This is a genomic window from Chryseobacterium sp. POL2, from assembly GCF_011058315.1.
Lineage (GTDB): Bacteria > Bacteroidota > Bacteroidia > Flavobacteriales > Weeksellaceae > Soonwooa.
Genome location: NZ_CP049298.1, coordinates 209,287 through 226,704 on the forward strand (window position 1 = coordinate 209,287; position 17,418 = coordinate 226,704).

The 17,418-nt window shown below is 36.1% G+C and carries 13 protein-coding genes; 8 read left to right on the forward strand and 5 right to left on the reverse strand.

The window, feature by feature from the left end:
- Positions 1-136 precede the first annotated feature (136 nt).
- Together tpx and G6R40_RS00910 are read left to right on the forward strand one after the other, a co-directional pair.
- On the forward strand, positions 137-634 hold the full coding sequence (gene tpx, locus G6R40_RS00905) for a thiol peroxidase (RefSeq protein ID WP_165130664.1): 498 nt from the start codon (positions 137-139) through the stop codon (positions 632-634).
- Positions 635-794: 160 nt separating this feature from the next.
- On the forward strand, positions 795-1,379 hold the full coding sequence (locus tag G6R40_RS00910) for a Crp/Fnr family transcriptional regulator (RefSeq protein WP_165130666.1): 585 nt from the start codon (positions 795-797) through the stop codon (positions 1,377-1,379).
- A gap of 49 nt (positions 1,380-1,428) precedes the next feature.
- On the opposite strand, the gene tatC is transcribed toward G6R40_RS00910, so the two are convergent.
- The gene (gene tatC, locus G6R40_RS00915) at positions 1,429-2,262 is read right to left on the reverse strand and encodes a twin-arginine translocase subunit TatC (protein WP_165130668.1); all 834 of its coding nucleotides are present in this window, start codon (positions 2,260-2,262) and stop codon (positions 1,429-1,431) included.
- Positions 2,263-2,322: 60 nt separating this feature from the next.
- A complete protein-coding gene (locus G6R40_RS00920) occupies positions 2,323-3,273 on the reverse strand; it encodes an SIS domain-containing protein (protein ID WP_410497341.1) in 951 nt (316 codons plus the stop codon).
- Between the two features lie 226 nt (positions 3,274-3,499).
- Here G6R40_RS00920 and recQ point away from each other — a divergent pair, with 226 nt between their 5' ends.
- The 4 genes from recQ (at position 3,500) to lpdA (ending at position 11,200) form a co-directional block, all read left to right on the forward strand.
- On the forward strand, positions 3,500-5,707 hold the full coding sequence (recQ, locus tag G6R40_RS00925) for a DNA helicase RecQ (RefSeq protein ID WP_165130670.1): 2,208 nt from the start codon (positions 3,500-3,502) through the stop codon (positions 5,705-5,707).
- Between the two features lie 67 nt (positions 5,708-5,774).
- Positions 5,775-6,848: a glycosyltransferase gene (locus G6R40_RS00930; protein ID WP_165130672.1), complete on the forward strand. Its 1,074-nt coding sequence runs from the start codon at positions 5,775-5,777 to the stop codon at positions 6,846-6,848.
- Positions 6,849-7,069: 221 nt separating this feature from the next.
- Complete coding sequence (locus G6R40_RS00935) at positions 7,070-9,625, forward strand: adenosylcobalamin-dependent ribonucleoside-diphosphate reductase (protein ID WP_165130674.1); 2,556 nt, start codon at positions 7,070-7,072, stop codon at positions 9,623-9,625.
- Positions 9,626-9,796: 171 nt separating this feature from the next.
- Positions 9,797-11,200: a dihydrolipoyl dehydrogenase gene (gene lpdA / locus G6R40_RS00940; protein WP_165130676.1), complete on the forward strand. Its 1,404-nt coding sequence runs from the start codon at positions 9,797-9,799 to the stop codon at positions 11,198-11,200.
- Between the two features lie 53 nt (positions 11,201-11,253).
- Here the strand turns inward: lpdA and G6R40_RS00945 are convergent, their stop codons facing one another.
- From G6R40_RS00945 to G6R40_RS00955, 3 genes are all read right to left on the reverse strand, one after another.
- Positions 11,254-12,681, reverse strand: a complete 1,428-nt coding sequence (locus G6R40_RS00945; RefSeq protein WP_165130678.1) for an MFS transporter — start codon at positions 12,679-12,681, stop codon at positions 11,254-11,256.
- A 114-nt stretch (positions 12,682-12,795) separates the two neighbouring features.
- Positions 12,796-13,140: a preprotein translocase subunit SecG gene (secG, locus tag G6R40_RS00950; protein WP_165130680.1), complete on the reverse strand. Its 345-nt coding sequence runs from the start codon at positions 13,138-13,140 to the stop codon at positions 12,796-12,798.
- Positions 13,141-13,203: 63 nt separating this feature from the next.
- Positions 13,204-14,037, reverse strand: a complete 834-nt coding sequence (locus G6R40_RS00955; RefSeq protein WP_165130682.1) for a T9SS type A sorting domain-containing protein — start codon at positions 14,035-14,037, stop codon at positions 13,204-13,206.
- Positions 14,038-14,104: 67 nt separating this feature from the next.
- Between G6R40_RS00955 and G6R40_RS00960 the strand changes: the two genes are divergently transcribed.
- Both G6R40_RS00960 and G6R40_RS00965 read left to right on the forward strand, forming a co-directional pair.
- The gene (locus G6R40_RS00960) at positions 14,105-16,105 is read left to right on the forward strand and encodes a S9 family peptidase (RefSeq protein ID WP_165130684.1); all 2,001 of its coding nucleotides are present in this window, start codon (positions 14,105-14,107) and stop codon (positions 16,103-16,105) included.
- Between the two features lie 133 nt (positions 16,106-16,238).
- Positions 16,239-17,417 (forward strand): sensor histidine kinase, encoded by a 1,179-nt coding sequence (locus G6R40_RS00965; protein ID WP_165130686.1) that lies wholly within the window; start codon positions 16,239-16,241, stop codon positions 17,415-17,417.
- Position 17,418 lies beyond the last annotated feature (1 nt).

The following is a 17,418-nucleotide window of genomic DNA, read 5'->3' on the forward strand; positions in this document are numbered from 1 at the left end:
TATATGATTTTAAATTATTGAGAGCATGATTTTCAGACGTATTTGTAATGTGTTGCGTTAAATTTTCTTAAATCTTTTCAAAAGTTATAGGATTATAGAATTGCAAAACTTAAATTTGGTTTAAATAAAAAAAATTATGGCAAATATTACATTTAAAGGAAATCCAATTCATACCGTTGGCCAACTTCCAGAAGTAGGAACTTTAGCAAAAGATTTCAATCTTGTATCGTCTGATCTTTCCGAAAAAAAATTATCAGATTATAAAGGTAAAAAAGTTGTGCTTAACATTTTCCCAAGTATCGATACTGGCGTTTGTGCGGCATCGGCAAGACATTTTAACCAGGAGGCGAGTTCTTTGGAAAATACGGTTGTTATTAATGTTTCTCGCGATTTACCATTTGCGTTAAGTCGTTTTTGCGCGGCAGAAGGACTTAACGATGTTGAGGTTTTATCGGACTTTAGAGGACGTTTTGGTGAAGATTATGGCGTGACTTTGGAAGATTCTCCACTTTCTGGATTATTGAGCAGAGCGGTTGTTGTTCTTGATGAAAATGGAAAAGTGAAATACACAGAGCAGGTTCCAGAAATCGGACAAGAACCTAATTATAACGCAGCTTTGGAAGCTGTAAAATAATTTCTAAATCGATAGCAATAATAAAAAAGCATTTTTCAATGGAGAAAGATGCTTTTTTTATAATGTGTTGAAAAGAATATTGTTTAAAACTAATTAAATTTCGCTGTTTTTTTATTTTTACAAACAGCAAGAAAAATTTTCTCAATTAAATTTAGAATTAATGAATTTGGATACACCAGTTTTTAGGCATGTTTATCAACATTTTATGTTTTCCGAAGACGATTTGGAGCGCATTGCCGCATCACATGTTTTAATTAACATTTCAAAAGGTGAAACGATTTTAAAATCGGGCGAAATTCTGGATAGTTACTATCTTTTGGAGTCGGGGATTGTCCGTGCTTTTGTGCATGATTTTGATATGAACGAAATGTCCACGGAGTTTTTTATAAACAACGAAATTGTAATTATTCCAAGTTCTCTTTTTCAAAGAATCGCATCGCAAGAAACTTTGCAGGCGGTGACAGATTGTAAGCTTTGGCAAATTACGTATGATGATTTTCAGGTCTTGTTTCAGGAGATTCCAGGTTTTGCAGAGTGGGGAAGGATGTGGTTTACGTTTCAATTATTTTCTTTGAAACAACGTTCGCTCGACATGATTATGGAGCCTGCCAAAAACCGCTATTTAAAACTTTTGAAAGAACGTCCATCCATTGTACAAAATGTTCCGCTAAAGCAAATTGCAACTTACCTAGGCATTACAGACACATCGCTAAGTCGCATTCGTAAAGAGCTTGTTAAAGTTTAATTTTAAATATTTAAATAAAAAAAGCTACAAAATAATGTAGCTTTTAGAGTTATGAATTTGAAGATTTTGTAAGTTCTCGGGATTTTTCTTTTTCCTGTTTATTAAAAACATATTTGGATATAAAAATACTGAATTCGTACAATAATAAAAGTGGGAAAGCGGCAGCTAACATACTCAAGACATCGGCAGGTGTTATAATTGCAGCAACGACCATGATTAATACAATGGCGTGGCGGCGGTAAGTTTTAAGAAAAGTAGGGGTCAAAATTCCGATGGCCGTTAAAATATATACGATAATAGGGAATAAAAATACCAAGCCCATTCCCAAAACAACTTGTAAAAATAAAGTGGTATAATCGCTCAAATCAAAAAGTTGAACAATATTTTCGGAAACTGTAAAGAGTAAACCAAAATTAATCGCTAAAGGTAATATTAGAAAATAACCAGTTAATACACCAGCTAGAAACAAAATCCAAATAGCATTGATGTAAAGTAGAGAGTTTTTCTTTTCATTCGGCATTAATGCAGGACTTATGAATCGCCATATTTCCCAAATAATATAAGGAAAAGCTAGAATTATCCCACCAAATATGGAAACGGCCATCATCACATTGAACTGCTGAAATAGTTGCTTCTGTTGAATTTTAAATGTGTCTGGCAAAATAATACTATCCTGACCAGTGAATTCTCTAGAAAAATGATTGATGATTTTAAACGTTGGAAAATCGTTGCTTGTAGGACCAAAAAAAATATGATCCATAATCCAATTGATATTAAAACCAACAATTATTCCGCCCACAACAATAGCAATAATAGATCGCACAAGATGCGATCGTAGCTCTCCAACGTGTCCTAGAAAGGACATTTCCTTTTCTTCACTCATTCAGATATCTGCTTTACAGTATTTTCAGTTTGCGAAATTAAGAATAATCTAGCGAAAAACTTAGATAATTCCTTCGTCTAATAATTTATGCAAATCTATAATGCCGTAATATTTTCCATGGTCGGTAACGATAAGTTGTCCTATGTTGTTGTCTTTTAAAATGCGCATCGCTTCTTTTGCTAGTTCAGATTTATCAATATTTTTTGGATTTTTACTCATAATCTCTTTTGCAATAACGTTAGAAACATCATCTTGGTTAAGAAGCATTCTGCGCAAGTCACCATCGGTAATAACGCCTAAGATGTTATCATTTTCGGTAACAACAGTTATTCCGTGCTTAGAAGCGCTTACCGAAATTATCACCTCGCGAACGCTGGATTCTGGCTTAACCTCGGGTTTGGTTTGGGAAACAAATTGTTCCACTTTTGCAGTTAAATTTTTTCCTAAACTTCCTCCAGGATGGAATTTTGCAAAATCGATGTCTTTGAAATCTTTTAGTTCCATAAGGCAAACTGCCAAAGCGTCACCCAATGCCATTTGGACAGTTGTAGAACTTGTTGGCGCCAGTTTGTTAGGGCAAGCTTCTTTGTCAACATGTGTGTCAAGAATAATGGAGGAGGCTTGGCCCAGCTTGCTATCAGGATTTCCTGTCATACCAATAAGACAAGAAGAATAATCTTTGAGAAAAGGCAAAAGATTTACAATTTCTGGAGAATTTCCAGAATAAGAAATACAGAGTACAACATCTTGTTTTTGGATAACACCTAGATCGCCGTGTATTGCTTCCGCTGCGTGGAGGAATTGTGCTGGCGTACCCGTTGAGTTAAGAGTAGCGACAATTTTGTTACCGACATGGGCTGATTTTCCAATGCCGACTACAATTAGTTTTCCAGTAGCAGAATGGATGGTCTCTACGGCTTTAACAAAACTTTCGTTAAGACGATTTTTTAAAGATTCTAGTTCTGCAATTTCTATTGATAAGGCATTTTTTGCCAAGGAGAGAAGATTCATATTACTTATTTATTAAGCTTTATTTTTTTATTTTAAAATCACCATAAAATTTGCTATCTTCACGTTCCCAAAAAATATGGGAGTTTGGATTTTTCAATAAGCTTTAGTAACTTTAATTCATTAAAATCAACTTAATAGCTTTAGAAATTGGCAACAGGTTATTCTTGAAATAAATTTAACTTGTTATTCAGATTTATTATGCAAATTTAGTAAACAAAACTAAAGGATGGATACAAAGAACATCGACTTATCAAAGGAGTTAAAAAAATACTTTGGCTTTTCAACTTTTAAAGGACAACAACAAGAAATTGTAAAAACACTTTTGGATTCAAAAGATGTATTTGTTTTGATGCCGACAGGTGGCGGAAAATCACTTTGTTATCAATTGCCAGCTTTGATTTCGGAAGGTACTGCAATTGTAGTTTCACCGCTTATTGCCTTGATGAAAAATCAGGTCGATGCGGTTAATGGACTTTCAGAAGAAAGTGGTGTAGCGCATGTTCTTAATTCTTCTCTTAATAAAGCACAAACCAAACAGGTTTTTGATGATATTAAAACTGGAAAAACAAAATTGCTATATGTAGCACCAGAATCTTTGATAAAAGAAGAATATGTTGACTTTCTTCGCGATGTCAAAATATCTTTTGTAGCCATTGATGAGGCGCATTGTATCTCTGAATGGGGACACGATTTTCGTCCAGAATATCGTAATCTAAAAGGAATTATTGATAAAATTGCAGATGTTCCCGTGATGGCGCTTACCGCAACGGCAACGCCGAAAGTTCAAGACGATATCCAAAAAACTTTGGGGATGAATAATGCTCAGGTTTTTAAAGAAAGTTTTAACAGAGCCAATTTGTTTTATGAAATACGTCCTAAAGTTAATGTCGATAAAGAAATCGTAAAATTCATCAACCACCATAAAGGGAAATCTGGAATTATCTATTGTCTTAGCCGTAGAAAAGTTGAAGAATTTGCACAACTTCTTCAGGTTAATGGTATTAATGCATTGCCTTATCATGCTGGCTTGGATCAGAAAACAAGAATAACCAATCAAGATAAATTCTTGATGGAAGAAGTTGATGTTATCGTGGCAACTATCGCTTTTGGAATGGGGATTGACAAGCCAGATGTACGATTTGTCATCCATTACGATATTCCAAAATCTTTGGAAAGTTATTATCAAGAAACAGGACGTGCAGGCAGGGATGGTGGCGAAGGTCTTTGTTTGGCTTTTTATGATCCAAAGGATATTGAGAAATTAGAAAAATTTCTAGCTCAAAAACCTGTGTCAGAAAGAGAAATCGGTTTACAACTGCTTAACGAAGTTGTAGGTTATGTAGAAACCTCGATGAGCCGCCGCCAATATTTATTGCATTATTTTGGTGAAAAGTTTGATCCAGAACATGGACAAGGTGCCAAAATGTGTGATAACTCAGTTAATCCTCCAAAACTAATTGAAGCTGTTGTAGATTTAAAATTTGTTTTAAAAATTATAAAAGAACTTGGTGAAAAATTCAGAACCAAAGATCTTATTTCCATTATTGGCGGGAAAGAAACAGCTGTGACCAAGTCTTATAAATTAGAAAAATCAGAATTCTTTGGGGCTGGAAAAGAGAAAAGTGATAATTATTGGAAATCCATTATTCGCCAAGCGACCGTGCAGGAATATCTAAAAAAAGATATAGAAACCTATGGCGTTCTCAAGATTTCTGCGAAAGGATTGGAAATGCTAGACGGACAATGTACAGATTCTTTTTTCATCGCGGAAGATAGACAATATGATTTAGCTCAAACCAAAAAAACAGATGCTGAACAAGTCCAGGTACAAGCTGGAGGTGGTTTGGATCAGGTTTTATTCGGACAACTGAAAGAGCTTCGCAAGAAAATTGCCCACAAATTAGGAATTCCGCCGTACACCGTTTTTATGGATCCTAGCTTGGAAGATATGACGGTGCAATACCCGATTAGCTTGGAAGAAATTGCGAAAATCTATGGTGTTGGCGAAGGGAAAGCTAAAAAATATGGAAAAGATTTTGCCGAATTTATAAAAAAATATGTTGAAGAAAATAATATCGAGCGTATGCAGGATATGGTTCTGAAACAAGTCGCTAACAAGTCGAGTCATAAGGTTTTTATTATACAGAATACCGATAAAAAACTGGATTTTGAAGATATTGCAAGAGCGAAAAACTTATCAATGGTAGAGCTTTTGAAAGAAATGGAAGCTATTGTTTATCAAGGAACTAAACTGAATATCGATTATTATATTGATGAGAATTTTGATGAAGATATTGTCGATGAATTTATGGACTTTATGAAAGATTCTGAAAGTGACAGCATGAAAGTCCTTACAGGAGAATTTGGTGATGATCTTTCGGATGAAGAAATCCGAATGTTACGTATTAAATTCATTAGCGATGTCGCCAATTAAAATAGTATAAAATTTAAATAAACGCTTTACAAATCAGTAAAGCGTTTATTTTTTTATCTTTGGAAGGATGAAAAGAAAATCGATAATTTTTATTCTTCCAGATTTGGAAACAGGCGGTGCAGAACGTATTGTGATGACGATTGCCAACCATTTGCCACTCGAAAAATTCGAACCCAAAATCATGTTGCTTCGCAAAGAAGGCGGTTATTTGAAGTTTCTGCGTGAGGATGTTGAAGTTATTGACTTGAAAACACCGCGAATTCGCCATTCTTTAAAGCCAATTTTCAAAGAAATTAGAAAGAGAAAGCCCGATATTGTTTTTTCCGGATTTGGCGAGGTTAATGCCTATTTGTCTTTGTTTATCAAGCTTTTCCCAAAAACCAAATTTATCGCGCGCGAGACCAATGTGGTATCCCAACATGTGACCAGAAAAGAGATTCGTTTTTTCTATAAATTCTACAACAACTATCACAAAATCGTTTGCCAAAGCGATGATATGATGCAGGATCTGATTTCTAATTTTAAAATTAAACAAAGTAAAATCGAGAAAATAAACAATCCTGTTGATTTCGATTTTATTCATCAAAAATTAGAAGAATCATCTCGACCAAATGATTTTACAGAAAATTTTAAACATGTCGTGGCAATCGGAAATTTGTCTTCCAGAAAGGGTTTTGACAATTTGTTGAAAGTTTTTTATCATTTAAAAAATCAAAACATTCAACTTCATATTTTAGGCGATGGTCGTGATAAAGAGGTCTTGAATGATATAAAATCGGATTTGGAATTAGAGCATGTTATTTTTCATGGACGACAAGAAAATCCGTACCAATATTTGAAATTTGCTGATTTGTTCGTGCTTTCTTCACGCTACGAAGGTTTTCCAAATGTACTTTTGGAAGCGGGTGCTTGCGGCATTTTTTCCTTAGTCAACAATTGTCCTGGCGGAATTAATGAGATTATCCAAAAAGGAATTAATGGCGAAATTTCTGATATTGAAAATCATGAAGCTTTCGCAAACCGAATCCTAGAAGTTTTGGATGAAAATTACGACTCACAACTAATAATCAACAGTATAAAATCCCGGTTTTCTAAAGAAATTATTTTGGATCGTTACGAAAAATTACTACTGTCATTATAGTTTTTAATTTTAATTTTTTTTCAGTAATTATTTCGATAATTTATAACTTCTTAACAGAAAAAGTATATTATAGAAATAGATTGATTTCAATATTTGTAAACTTTTCTTATTGTGAAATATTTTAAATTGTTGTAAATCAATTATTTGGTTTTTATTATTTGTAAACTTTTTGTTATTCATAATTATTATTGTAGCTTTATATTGTTAAATAATAATCAAATATGGAGAGTTTAGTCTTAGAAAATAAATTACAAAAAGTTACATACGAAAAAGCAAATGCCGCAACATTAGATTACTTTAATGGTGACGATTTGGCAACAAGAGTATGGGTTAACAAATACGCGCTTAAAGATTCCGATGGTAATTTATACGAAACAACGCCAGACGATATGCATTGGCGCATCGCAAACGAAATTGCCCGGGTGGAAGCCAAATACGAAAATCCGCTTTCCGCAAAAGAGATTTTTAATCTAATCAAAAATTTCAAATACATCATTCCGCAAGGCAGCCCGATGACGGGAATTGGCAATCATTTTCAAATCGCTTCGCTTTCCAACTGTTTTGTCATTGGAAATGGCGCGAACAGCGATTCTTACGGCAGTATTATGAAGGTGGATGAAGAGCAAGTGCAACTGATGAAAAGACGCGGCGGCGTGGGACACGACTTGTCTTATATCCGTCCAAAAGGTTCTGCTGTCAAAAACTCTGCGCTTACTTCAACGGGGTTGGTGCCTTTTATGGAGCGTTATTCTAATTCTACACGAGAAGTAGCGCAGGATGGGCGCCGGGGCGCACTTATGCTTTCCGTTTCTATCAATCATCCAGATGTTCAGGATTTTATCGATGCTAAACTTGAACAAGGAAAAATTACAGGCGCCAATATTTCTGTACGTATCGATGACGACTTTATGAAAGCTGTAAAAGATGATACGCAATACACGCAAAAATATCCAATTCACAGTAAAAAACCGAAATTTACGAAAGAAGTTCAGGCAAAAGATATTTGGGATAAAATTGTACACAATGCTTGGAAATCTGCAGAACCAGGAATTTTGTTTTGGGATACTATTACACGCGAATCGGTTCCAGATTGTTATTCGGATCTGGGATTTGAGACGGTTTCCACCAATCCTTGTGGTGAAATTCCGCTTTGTCCCTATGATTCATGCCGACTTTTGGCGATTAATCTCTATTCTTATGTAGAAAATCCTTTCACTAAAAAAGCAAAATTCGATTTTGAACTTTTTAAAAATCACGCCGCTTATGCACAGCGTATGATGGATGATATAATTGATTTGGAAGTGGAAAAAATTGATGCGATTCTTCAAAAAATTGAATCTGATCCAGAATCTGATGAGATAAAATCTACCGAGAAAAATCTTTGGATTAAAATTCGTGAAAAAACTCTGCAAGGTCGACGAACAGGCGTGGGAATTACGGCGGAAGGCGATATGTTGGCAGCTTTGGGACTTATTTACGGAACTCAAAAAGCAACGGACTTTTCGGTTGAAATTCACAAAACTTTAGCATTGTCAGCTTATCGTTCGTCGGTGGAAATGGCGAAAGAAAGAGGCGCTTTTGAGGTTTACGATTCCAAAAAAGAAGCCAAAAATCCTTTTATACTTCGACTTAAAAAAGAAGATCCAGAACTGTATAAACTGATGAGCAAATATGGTCGCCGGAATATTGCTTTGCTTACCATTGCACCTACAGGAAGCACGTCGCTCTTGTCACAGACCACTTCCGGAATCGAACCCGTGTTTTTGCCAGTCTACAAAAGAAGACGAAAAGTGAATCCGAATGATAAAGACGTTCGTGTTGATTTTGTGGACGAAATTGGAGATTCTTGGGAAGAATACATTGTTTTTCACCATCATTTTAAAACTTGGATGAAAGTTCAAGGTCATGATGTCGAAAAAAATTATACGCAGGAAGAAATCAATGATCTTATTTCAAAATCGCCTTATCACAAAGCGACTTCTAATGATGTCGATTGGTTGAGCAAAGTTCACATGCAAGGTGCAATCCAAAAATGGGTGGATCATTCTATTTCCGTGACGATTAATATCCCGAACGATGCCACCGAAGAATTGGTTAATGATTTATATTTAACCGCTTGGGAAGTAGGTTGCAAAGGGGTTACCGTGTATAGAGATGGCTCTCGATCTGGCGTTTTGGTGTCAACAGAAGAATCAAACTCGAAAGAAGAATCAAATCCGTTGCAACATTTTTCAACCAAAAGACCTCAGGTTTTAGAAGCCAATGTGGTCAAATTTCAGAACAATAAAGAAAAGTGGATTGCTTTTGTAGGTTTGATGGATGGTAGGCCTTACGAAATTTTTACAGGTTTGGCAGATGATGAAGAAGGAATCGCTTTGCCACGCTGGGTTAACGAAGGTTTGATTATTAAAAATCGAGATGAAAACGGAACTTCTCGTTATGATTTTCAGTTTACAAATCTTCGCGGTTACAAAACTACTATCGAAGGGCTTTCTCATAAGTTTAATCCAGAATTTTGGAATTATGCAAAACTTATTTCTGGAACATTAAGACACGGTATGTCTTTAGAAAATGTGGTGGAACTTATTAACCGATTGGAGTTGGATTCAGAAAATATTAACAATTGGAAAGCGGGTGTAGCAAGAGCTTTGAAGCGTTATATCCCTGATGGAACCAATGCTGATGGACAAAAATGCAGCAATTGCGGATCGGATAAACTCATGTATCAGGAAGGTTGCCTCACTTGTAAAAGTTGCGGCAGCAGCAAATGTGGATAATCTCCGATAAACTAATGAAAATCCTTTTGGTGAAAACTGAAAGGATTTTTATCACTTATTTTACAATAAATTAATCCGCTTTTTTCTGTAGGATTTTTGTAATTTTGTAACGATACTGTTTATGAAAAGCAGTGAAATAAAAAAGTAAAACATTAAACAAAAAATAATATAATGTCACAATTCGATGTTACCGTAATCGGTTCTGGTCCTGGTGGATACGTTGCAGCTATTCGTGCGGCACAATTAGGTTTCAAAACAGCAATTATTGAAAAATACCCTACAATGGGCGGGACTTGCCTTAACGTTGGATGTATTCCTTCCAAAGCGCTTTTGGATAGTTCTGAACATTTCGCAAAAGCAAAACATGAATTTGCGGATTATGGCATCATCATCAACGAGCCCAAAGTAGATTTGGCGAAAATGATTGAGCGTAAAAACGGTGTTGTAGATATGACGACAAAAGGAATCAGCTTCTTAATGGACAAAAACAAAATCACTGTTTTTGAAGGCGTTGGGAGTTTCGAATCTGCTACAAAAATTAAAATTACGAAAAACGATGGTTCTGCAGAATCTATCGAATCAAAATACACGATTATCGCAACAGGATCCAAACCATCTTCGTTGCCATTTATCAATATCGATAAAGAAAGAATCATCACTTCAACGGAAGCTTTAAACTTAAAAGAAGTTCCAAAACACTTAATCGTAATCGGTGGAGGTGTTATCGGTCTTGAGTTGGGTTCTGTTTATTTAAGATTAGGATCTAAAGTAACCGTTGTAGAGTATATGGACAAAATTATCCCAGGAATGGACGGGGCTTTGTCTAAAGAACTCCAAAAAGTATTGAAAAAACAAGGCATGAAATTCGAGCTTTCTACAGCGGTTTCTGGTGTGGAAAGAAATGGCGATGCTGTAAAAGTAAGTGCTAAAAACAAAAAAGGCGAAGATGTAGCTTTCGAAGGTGATTATGTTTTGGTTTCTGTAGGTAGAAAACCTTATACGGACAGACTTGGATTAGAAAATGCAGGCGTGAATCTTGATGAAAGAGGAAGAGTACAGGTTAACGATCATCTTCAAACAAATGTTTCTAACATTTATGCCATTGGTGATGTTATTAAAGGTGCAATGTTGGCGCATAAAGCGGAAGAAGAAGGTGTTTTTGTAGCTGAAACTTTAGCAGGACAAAAACCTCACATCAATTATAATTTAATTCCAGGTGTTGTTTATACTTGGCCAGAAGTTGCCGGCGTTGGACAAACAGAAGAACAACTAAAAGAAGCTGGTGTAGACTACAAAGTTGGAAGTTTCCCAATGAGAGCTTTAGGAAGAAGCCGTGCTTCTGGTGATACAGATGGTTTTGTGAAAATTATCGCAGATGCTAAAACAGATGAAATCTTAGGTTTCCACATGATTGGCGCGAGAGCGGCTGACTTGGTTGCTGAAGGTGTTACCGCAATGGAATTCCGTGCAAGTGCTGAAGATTTAACAAGAATGTCTCATGCGCACCCAACTTACGCCGAAGCTGTAAAAGAAGCAGCATTGGACGCAACAGGAAAAAGAGCCATTCACATGTAAGATTTTATTACATCAAAATAATAGAAAGAGAAGTCAGTGTTGGCTTCTCTTTTTTAATGGGTTTTGTTGAGGTCATTTTTTGCACGTTTACGGCTTTTCATATTTCGGACATTTACCCCGTCGCGATCCGATAGTTTTAAATATTCGTAAAGTGTTACTAATCCTAAAATGCCAATGATGGCAAATGCCAAGTGGAAATCCTTAACTTGATATTGTCCTTCGGTGTCATTGAAAATGCTAGCGGTTTTTAACGAAAATGCCCCCAAAGTAATTCCCATTCCTAAAGTCATTTGTTGCGCTGTACTATATAGCGTATTCGCATTGTTCATCCTTTCTTTTGGAATATCGGCGTAGGCTAAAGTATTCAAACTACTAAATTGCATTGACCGCACACATCCTGAAACGAATAAAACCGTTACCGTCATCCAATGTGGCGTATCAGGGAATAAAAGTAGCATCGCAAAGGATGTCAAACTCAGTAAAAGTGTATTAGCCACCAAAACGCGTCTGAATGAAAATTTCTTTGTAATCCAAACGGTAGCGGGTTTCATAACCAAGCTGCCAATCATGCTGGCCATTAGCAAACTTCCAGATTCGAAAGCGCTTAACCCAAATCCAATCTGAAACATCAACGGCATAAGAAATGGTGCCATGCCAATAACCATTCTTGTAATAGAGCCAGAATAAATTGTAATTGCATAAGTTTTAGTTTTTAGTTCAGAAAAATCGAGTAGTGGATTTTTAACTTTTTTGGTATGTAAATAAAATAGATAAAAGATAATGATACTTACAGCGATCAGCGGAATACTGTAATAGATCGGCATCATATCGTTGGTAAAACTTTCTAGACCTAGCATAAAACCAATCATTCCCAAAGTACTTAGAACAAATCCTTTGACATCCAGTTTTTTATCAGTTCTTTCATAGGTGTCGGGAATATATTTCATGCTTAAGAAAAACGCTAATAACCCCAACGGAATATTAATGAAAAATATCCAATGCCAACTAAAATAAGTTGTAATGTAACCACCAACAAAAGGACCGAGGATAGGACCAATAAGGCCTGGCCAAGTAATAAAAGCAATGGCGCTCACCAAGTCGTTTTTCTCTGTATTTTTTAAAACAGAAAGTCGTCCTACGGGAACCATCATTGCGCCGAAAAACCCTTGTAAAGCTCTTGCAAACGTAAATTGTGTTAAGTTTTGACTAAATCCACAAATAGCAGAAGCAACCAAAAATCCTAAAATCGCGACACCAAAAACTTTTTTTACTCCAAATTTTTCAGAAATCCATCCGCTGACCGGGATAAAAACCGCAAGCATTATGATGTACACAGATACGCCAATACTCATGTGTAAAGGGTCGGCGGCAAAAGATTTTGCCATTTGTGGAAGCGCTGTCGTTATGACGGTGGAGTCTAGATTTTCCATCAAAAATGTTGCACCGACAATTAGAGAAACACGAAGAGCTTTGGCTTCCATAGTTTAGAATAAAATAGCAAGTCTTTGTTGCTAAAATAATGCCATGGCTTTATTTTAAAAACAAAAAAGCGACTGAAAAAATCAATCGCTTTATTTATATTTTTTTGATAGCTTTTACTGCTGTGCAGGCATCTGTGTTGCAGGAGCTGTAGAAGTAGCAGGTGTTTGTGCAGGCGCTTCTTGTTTTGCAGGCGCAGTTTTAGGAGCTTGGAAAGTTGTAGTTGGTTTACCAGTTACTACAATACTCAACAAGATCATAACGACGATAAAAATTCCTAAAGTCCAAGTTGCTTTTTCCATAAAGTCGTTGGTTCTTTGTACACCAAATGTTGCAGAAGAAGTACCCCCGAAAGTTCCTGAAAGACCGCCACCTTTTGGGTTTTGAGCCATAATAATAATGATTAGCAGAACGCAAGCGATCATAATCAATACCATAAATAGCGTAAATATAGTGCCCATGTAATTTTAAATTTTGAGTGGCAAATATAATGATAAAAATTTATTATCAAAAATATTAATAGCCTAATTTTTAATGAATTTCAGATAATGTTGAACAGCGTTATTTCCTAATAGTTTAATAATATAGGTTCCTTTTTGTAATTGTGATACATTAATCTCCTTTTCAAAATTTCTTTGAGCAATTATTTTTCCTGAAATATCTACAATTTGATAACTATCAAATTTGACATCAGACGTTATTTGTAGGATATCTTTTACAGGGTTTTCAGCAATTTTTACATTGGCAATTTTCGATGATTCTTGGGTGCCCAAAAGACAAGCTGGCGGATTGGTGATTGGCCCAGTACTAGAGTCATAATATACCGTATCTTCTGTAACAATGGTATATTCTACATAACTCGGTGATTGAGGAAGTAGACAATTGTTAAAACTAATATTTGACTTTCCAAAAGAGTAAGTCATTTTGTACCAACCTTCGCAAGCCTCCGTCATTTTTTGACCAGGAGGGTAAAAATCGATTGTTGTTTGTGGGTCCAACCAGTTCATATAAGAGCAAGGCTGGCCAGACCATGTTGTAGGTGGTTTAAAAAAAACATTTTTTTCAATCAAAGTATGCCAAAACTTTTGTATAAAAGTATTAGACAAGGTATTCTCTCCAGTTTTTAATTTGGCTTTGACTAAAGTATTTTCTGTGATGTTAAAGTCAATGTTGTTTTCTCCAAAAGACGAATTTAAAGTTGGTTCAGAACCATCTAAAGTATAATAAATTGTACCGTTGCCTGTAATACTAGCTTGGTAATTTTGACCAAAATTATAATTACTTTGAGGGGCGAAATAAATTTGTGAAAAAACAATTCCTGAGAAAATTGTTGTTAAAGAAAGTAGAATTTTTTTCATAGGTATTTGATTTAGGTTTATCGTTATAAATTTAATAAATTCGTTGTTCCAAAAAAATAAAAAATTCATGAAGTTAAAACATACATTAGTTGCGTTAGCAGCGCCCTTTATGATGAATGCACAACAAAATCTAACACCCGAAATCTTGTGGACGCTTAACAGATTAGGTGTTCAGGCTGTCTCTCCAGACCAAGCTTCTCTCATTTATAAACTTAGCAAAACAGACCTTAAAACCGAAAAATCAAATTCAACAACTTACTTCTTGAATTTGCTAAATCAGTCAGCAGACAAGATAGACTTTGGTAAAAAAGCCATTATCCAATGGGACAAAAATGGACTTTATGCCCTAGAAGGCGAAAAGATCCTTATTTCTAAAGATTCTGGAAAAACCTGGTCAGATTTTTATAGCATTGGTAAAGATGCCGAAAATATTGTGATATCTCCCGATGGGAAGAAAGTTGCGTTCAGCAAAGCGGTATTGGTAGAAGCGCTTATGGCAAAAGACAAATATGTAGATACGCCAAAATCTACCGCCCAAATCTATACCGACCTCAACCATCGTCATTGGGATGCTTGGAACGAAGGCAAGTACAACCATGTTTTTGTTGTTAATATTAGCGATGCTGTGGATAAGGCGAAAGATCTTTTGGAAGGAAAGAAATTCGATTCGCCACAAAAGCCTTTTGGTGGGAGTGAGGATTTTGTATGGAGTCCAGATTCTACAGAATTATTATATGTGACAAAAGCCAAAAGTGGCGCAGAATATGCGCAAAGTACCAATACCGATATTTTTGCATATAACTTAACAACTGGCGCAACTATCAATCTTACAGACGGAATGATGGGTTATGATGTGGCACCAAGTTTTAGTAAAGATGGCAAATCGCTGATGTGGCTAAGCATGGCTCGCGATGGTTATGAAGCCGACAAAAACGACATTATTGTGATGGATTGGCAGTCTAAAACTAAAAAAAATTTAACGCAATCTTGGGACGAAAGCGTTTCTGGTTCTACTTTTTGGAGTCAAGATTCTAAAAGTATTTATTTCACAGCAGCTTTTCGAGGGACAAAACAATTGTTTGGTGTGGATACAAAAGCCGCAAAAGTGACCCAAGTTACCAATGGACAATTTGATGTTAATGATATCTATGCGCAAAATAAAAATGGTTTAGTAGTTTCAAAAGTAGATATTAATCACAATGCTGATCTTTATAGTGTTGAATTAAAGAAAGGTCAATTGGCAAAAATGACCGATGTTAACAAAGCGACTTATGCTAAACTGGCTCAAGGAAAATCTGAGCTGAAAATGGTGAAAACTTCAGATGGAAAAGAAATGGGTGTTTGGTTCCATTATCCACCGAACTTCGATCCGAACAAAAAGTATCCAACTCTTTTGTATTGCCAAGGTGGGCCACAATCGGCTTTGACACAGTTTAACTCAGTAAGATGGAATTTTGCTTTGATGGCGGCTAATGATTATATCGTCGTAGCGCCTAACCGTCGAGGTATGCCAGGTTGGGGAACCAAATGGAACGAGGAGATTTCTGGAGATTGGGGTGGACAACCGATTCGTGATTATCTAGCAGCAACCGATTTTGCTAAAACTTTGCCTTATGTTGATAATGACAGAATTGCGGCTGTTGGTGCAAGTTACGGTGGCTATTCGGTGTTTATGTTGGCTGGCGTACATGAGAACAGGTTCAAGACTTTTATCGCGCACGATGGTTTGTTCGATATGACATCTTGGTACGGAACAACTGAAGAATTGTGGTTTGCAAATTGGGATTTGGGCGGACCTTATTGGAAAAATCCGACACCAAAAGCTTACACCGATTTTAATCCGATTAAAAAAGTAGGAAACTGGAATAAGCCTATTATGATTATCCAAGGCGGAATCGACTTCCGTGTGCCTTATGAGCAAGGACAGGAGGCTTTCCAAGCTGCAAAGTTGAAAGGTCTTAAAACTAAATTTTTGTATTTCCCGAACGAAAACCACTGGGTACTGCATCCTCAAAATGGCTTGGTATGGCAAAGAGAATTTTTCGATTGGTTGAAAGAAACTTTATAACAAACTGGGCATCTTAGCCCCGATAGAAGCGGCATCCTTTTTTGGGTGCCGTTTTGGTTGGGGAAGGCGGCGCCCAGAAAAGATATAGCGGATAGCGGGATTAGCTCCAAAAAAATAATTAAATTCGTAGCTCATGAAAAGGCTATATTTATTTTCTAAGATTAATAAATGGATTATCTACACGATGCTAACTGCCGTGGTTATTGGGATTGTGTTGGCATCGTCTGTGATGATTAATTATCTTCGGGAGAAAGAAACGGGACGTATCCAGTCGATTGCGACGGCGATGAAGTATATGCAAGATGTTAATTTTGATTATCGTCTTAACGAATTATCGCTGAATGTGATAAATGAGAATGAAGATATTCCGTTTATCTTGACAGATAAAAAAGGCAATTTGATTGAAAGCCGGAATATTCCTAAAGAAGTCTTGGAAGATCCAGAGAAGCTGAAAACAATTATGCGGCAGATGGAAAGTCGCTATCCGCCATTTGAGATACAGTTGCCAGAATATAACAATCAGTTTATTTATTATGATAATTCAAAACTGCTGAATAATCTAAGGTTTTATCCTTTTATTTTGGCATTATTTATTGGTGGCTATATTGCTTTTTCGTTTTGGTTTTTAAGAACATTGAAAAAAACGGATGAGGGTTTTTTGTGGGCTGGACTTGCAAAAGAAACAGCACACCAGATTGGGACGCCTTTGTCCTCGATGATTGGTTGGGTGGAAATTATGAAGCTGGAAGATGAGAATAGCCTTGGGGTGAAAGAGTTGGAACAAGATGTTGAGCGGTTGAAAACCATCTCGGAGCGATTTTCGAAAATCGGTTCTATTCCAACGCTTAATGATAGAGATTTGACGCAGACTTTGCAGCAGAATTACGATTACCTTAAAACGAGAATTTCTACTAAAGTGGATTTTACATTTCAGAAAACCTATGAAGATGTCATGGTTCCACATAGCCAAATCCTAATGAGTTGGGTTATCGAGAATCTTGTTAAAAATGCTGTTGATGCGATGAAAGGTGAAGGGAAATTGGAAATCCAACTTTATAAAAAAGGAAAAAATGTTTTTGTAGACGTAAAAGATAATGGGTCGGGAATGTCAAAAAGCCAAACCAGAAAGGTTTTTAAACCAGGATATTCCACAAAAAAACGGGGTTGGGGACTTGGGCTTTCGTTGTCACACCGTGTTGTTCACGAATATCATAATGGCGAAATAAAAGTGTCGCATTCCGAAATTGGCAAAGGCACGACTTTTCGTATTATTCTGAAAATACCAAAAGATGATAAAAAAGCGCAATCTTAGG

Coding starts and splice junctions, on each gene's coding strand:
- tpx (WP_165130664.1), top strand. CDS start 137: ATGGCAAATATTACATTTAAAGGAAATCCAATTCATACCGTTGGCCAA.
- G6R40_RS00910 (WP_165130666.1), top strand. CDS start 795: ATGAATTTGGATACACCAGTTTTTAGGCATGTTTATCAACATTTTATG.
- tatC (WP_165130668.1), bottom strand. CDS start 2,262: ATGAGTGAAGAAAAGGAAATGTCCTTTCTAGGACACGTTGGAGAGCTA.
- G6R40_RS00920 (WP_410497341.1), bottom strand. CDS start 3,273: ATGAATCTTCTCTCCTTGGCAAAAAATGCCTTATCAATAGAAATTGCA.
- recQ (WP_165130670.1), top strand. CDS start 3,500: ATGGATACAAAGAACATCGACTTATCAAAGGAGTTAAAAAAATACTTT.
- G6R40_RS00930 (WP_165130672.1), top strand. CDS start 5,775: ATGAAAAGAAAATCGATAATTTTTATTCTTCCAGATTTGGAAACAGGC.
- G6R40_RS00935 (WP_165130674.1), top strand. CDS start 7,070: ATGGAGAGTTTAGTCTTAGAAAATAAATTACAAAAAGTTACATACGAA.
- lpdA (WP_165130676.1), top strand. CDS start 9,797: ATGTCACAATTCGATGTTACCGTAATCGGTTCTGGTCCTGGTGGATAC.
- G6R40_RS00945 (WP_165130678.1), bottom strand. CDS start 12,681: ATGGAAGCCAAAGCTCTTCGTGTTTCTCTAATTGTCGGTGCAACATTT.
- secG (WP_165130680.1), bottom strand. CDS start 13,140: ATGGGCACTATATTTACGCTATTTATGGTATTGATTATGATCGCTTGC.
- G6R40_RS00955 (WP_165130682.1), bottom strand. CDS start 14,037: ATGAAAAAAATTCTACTTTCTTTAACAACAATTTTCTCAGGAATTGTT.
- G6R40_RS00960 (WP_165130684.1), top strand. CDS start 14,105: ATGAAGTTAAAACATACATTAGTTGCGTTAGCAGCGCCCTTTATGATG.
- G6R40_RS00965 (WP_165130686.1), top strand. CDS start 16,239: ATGAAAAGGCTATATTTATTTTCTAAGATTAATAAATGGATTATCTAC.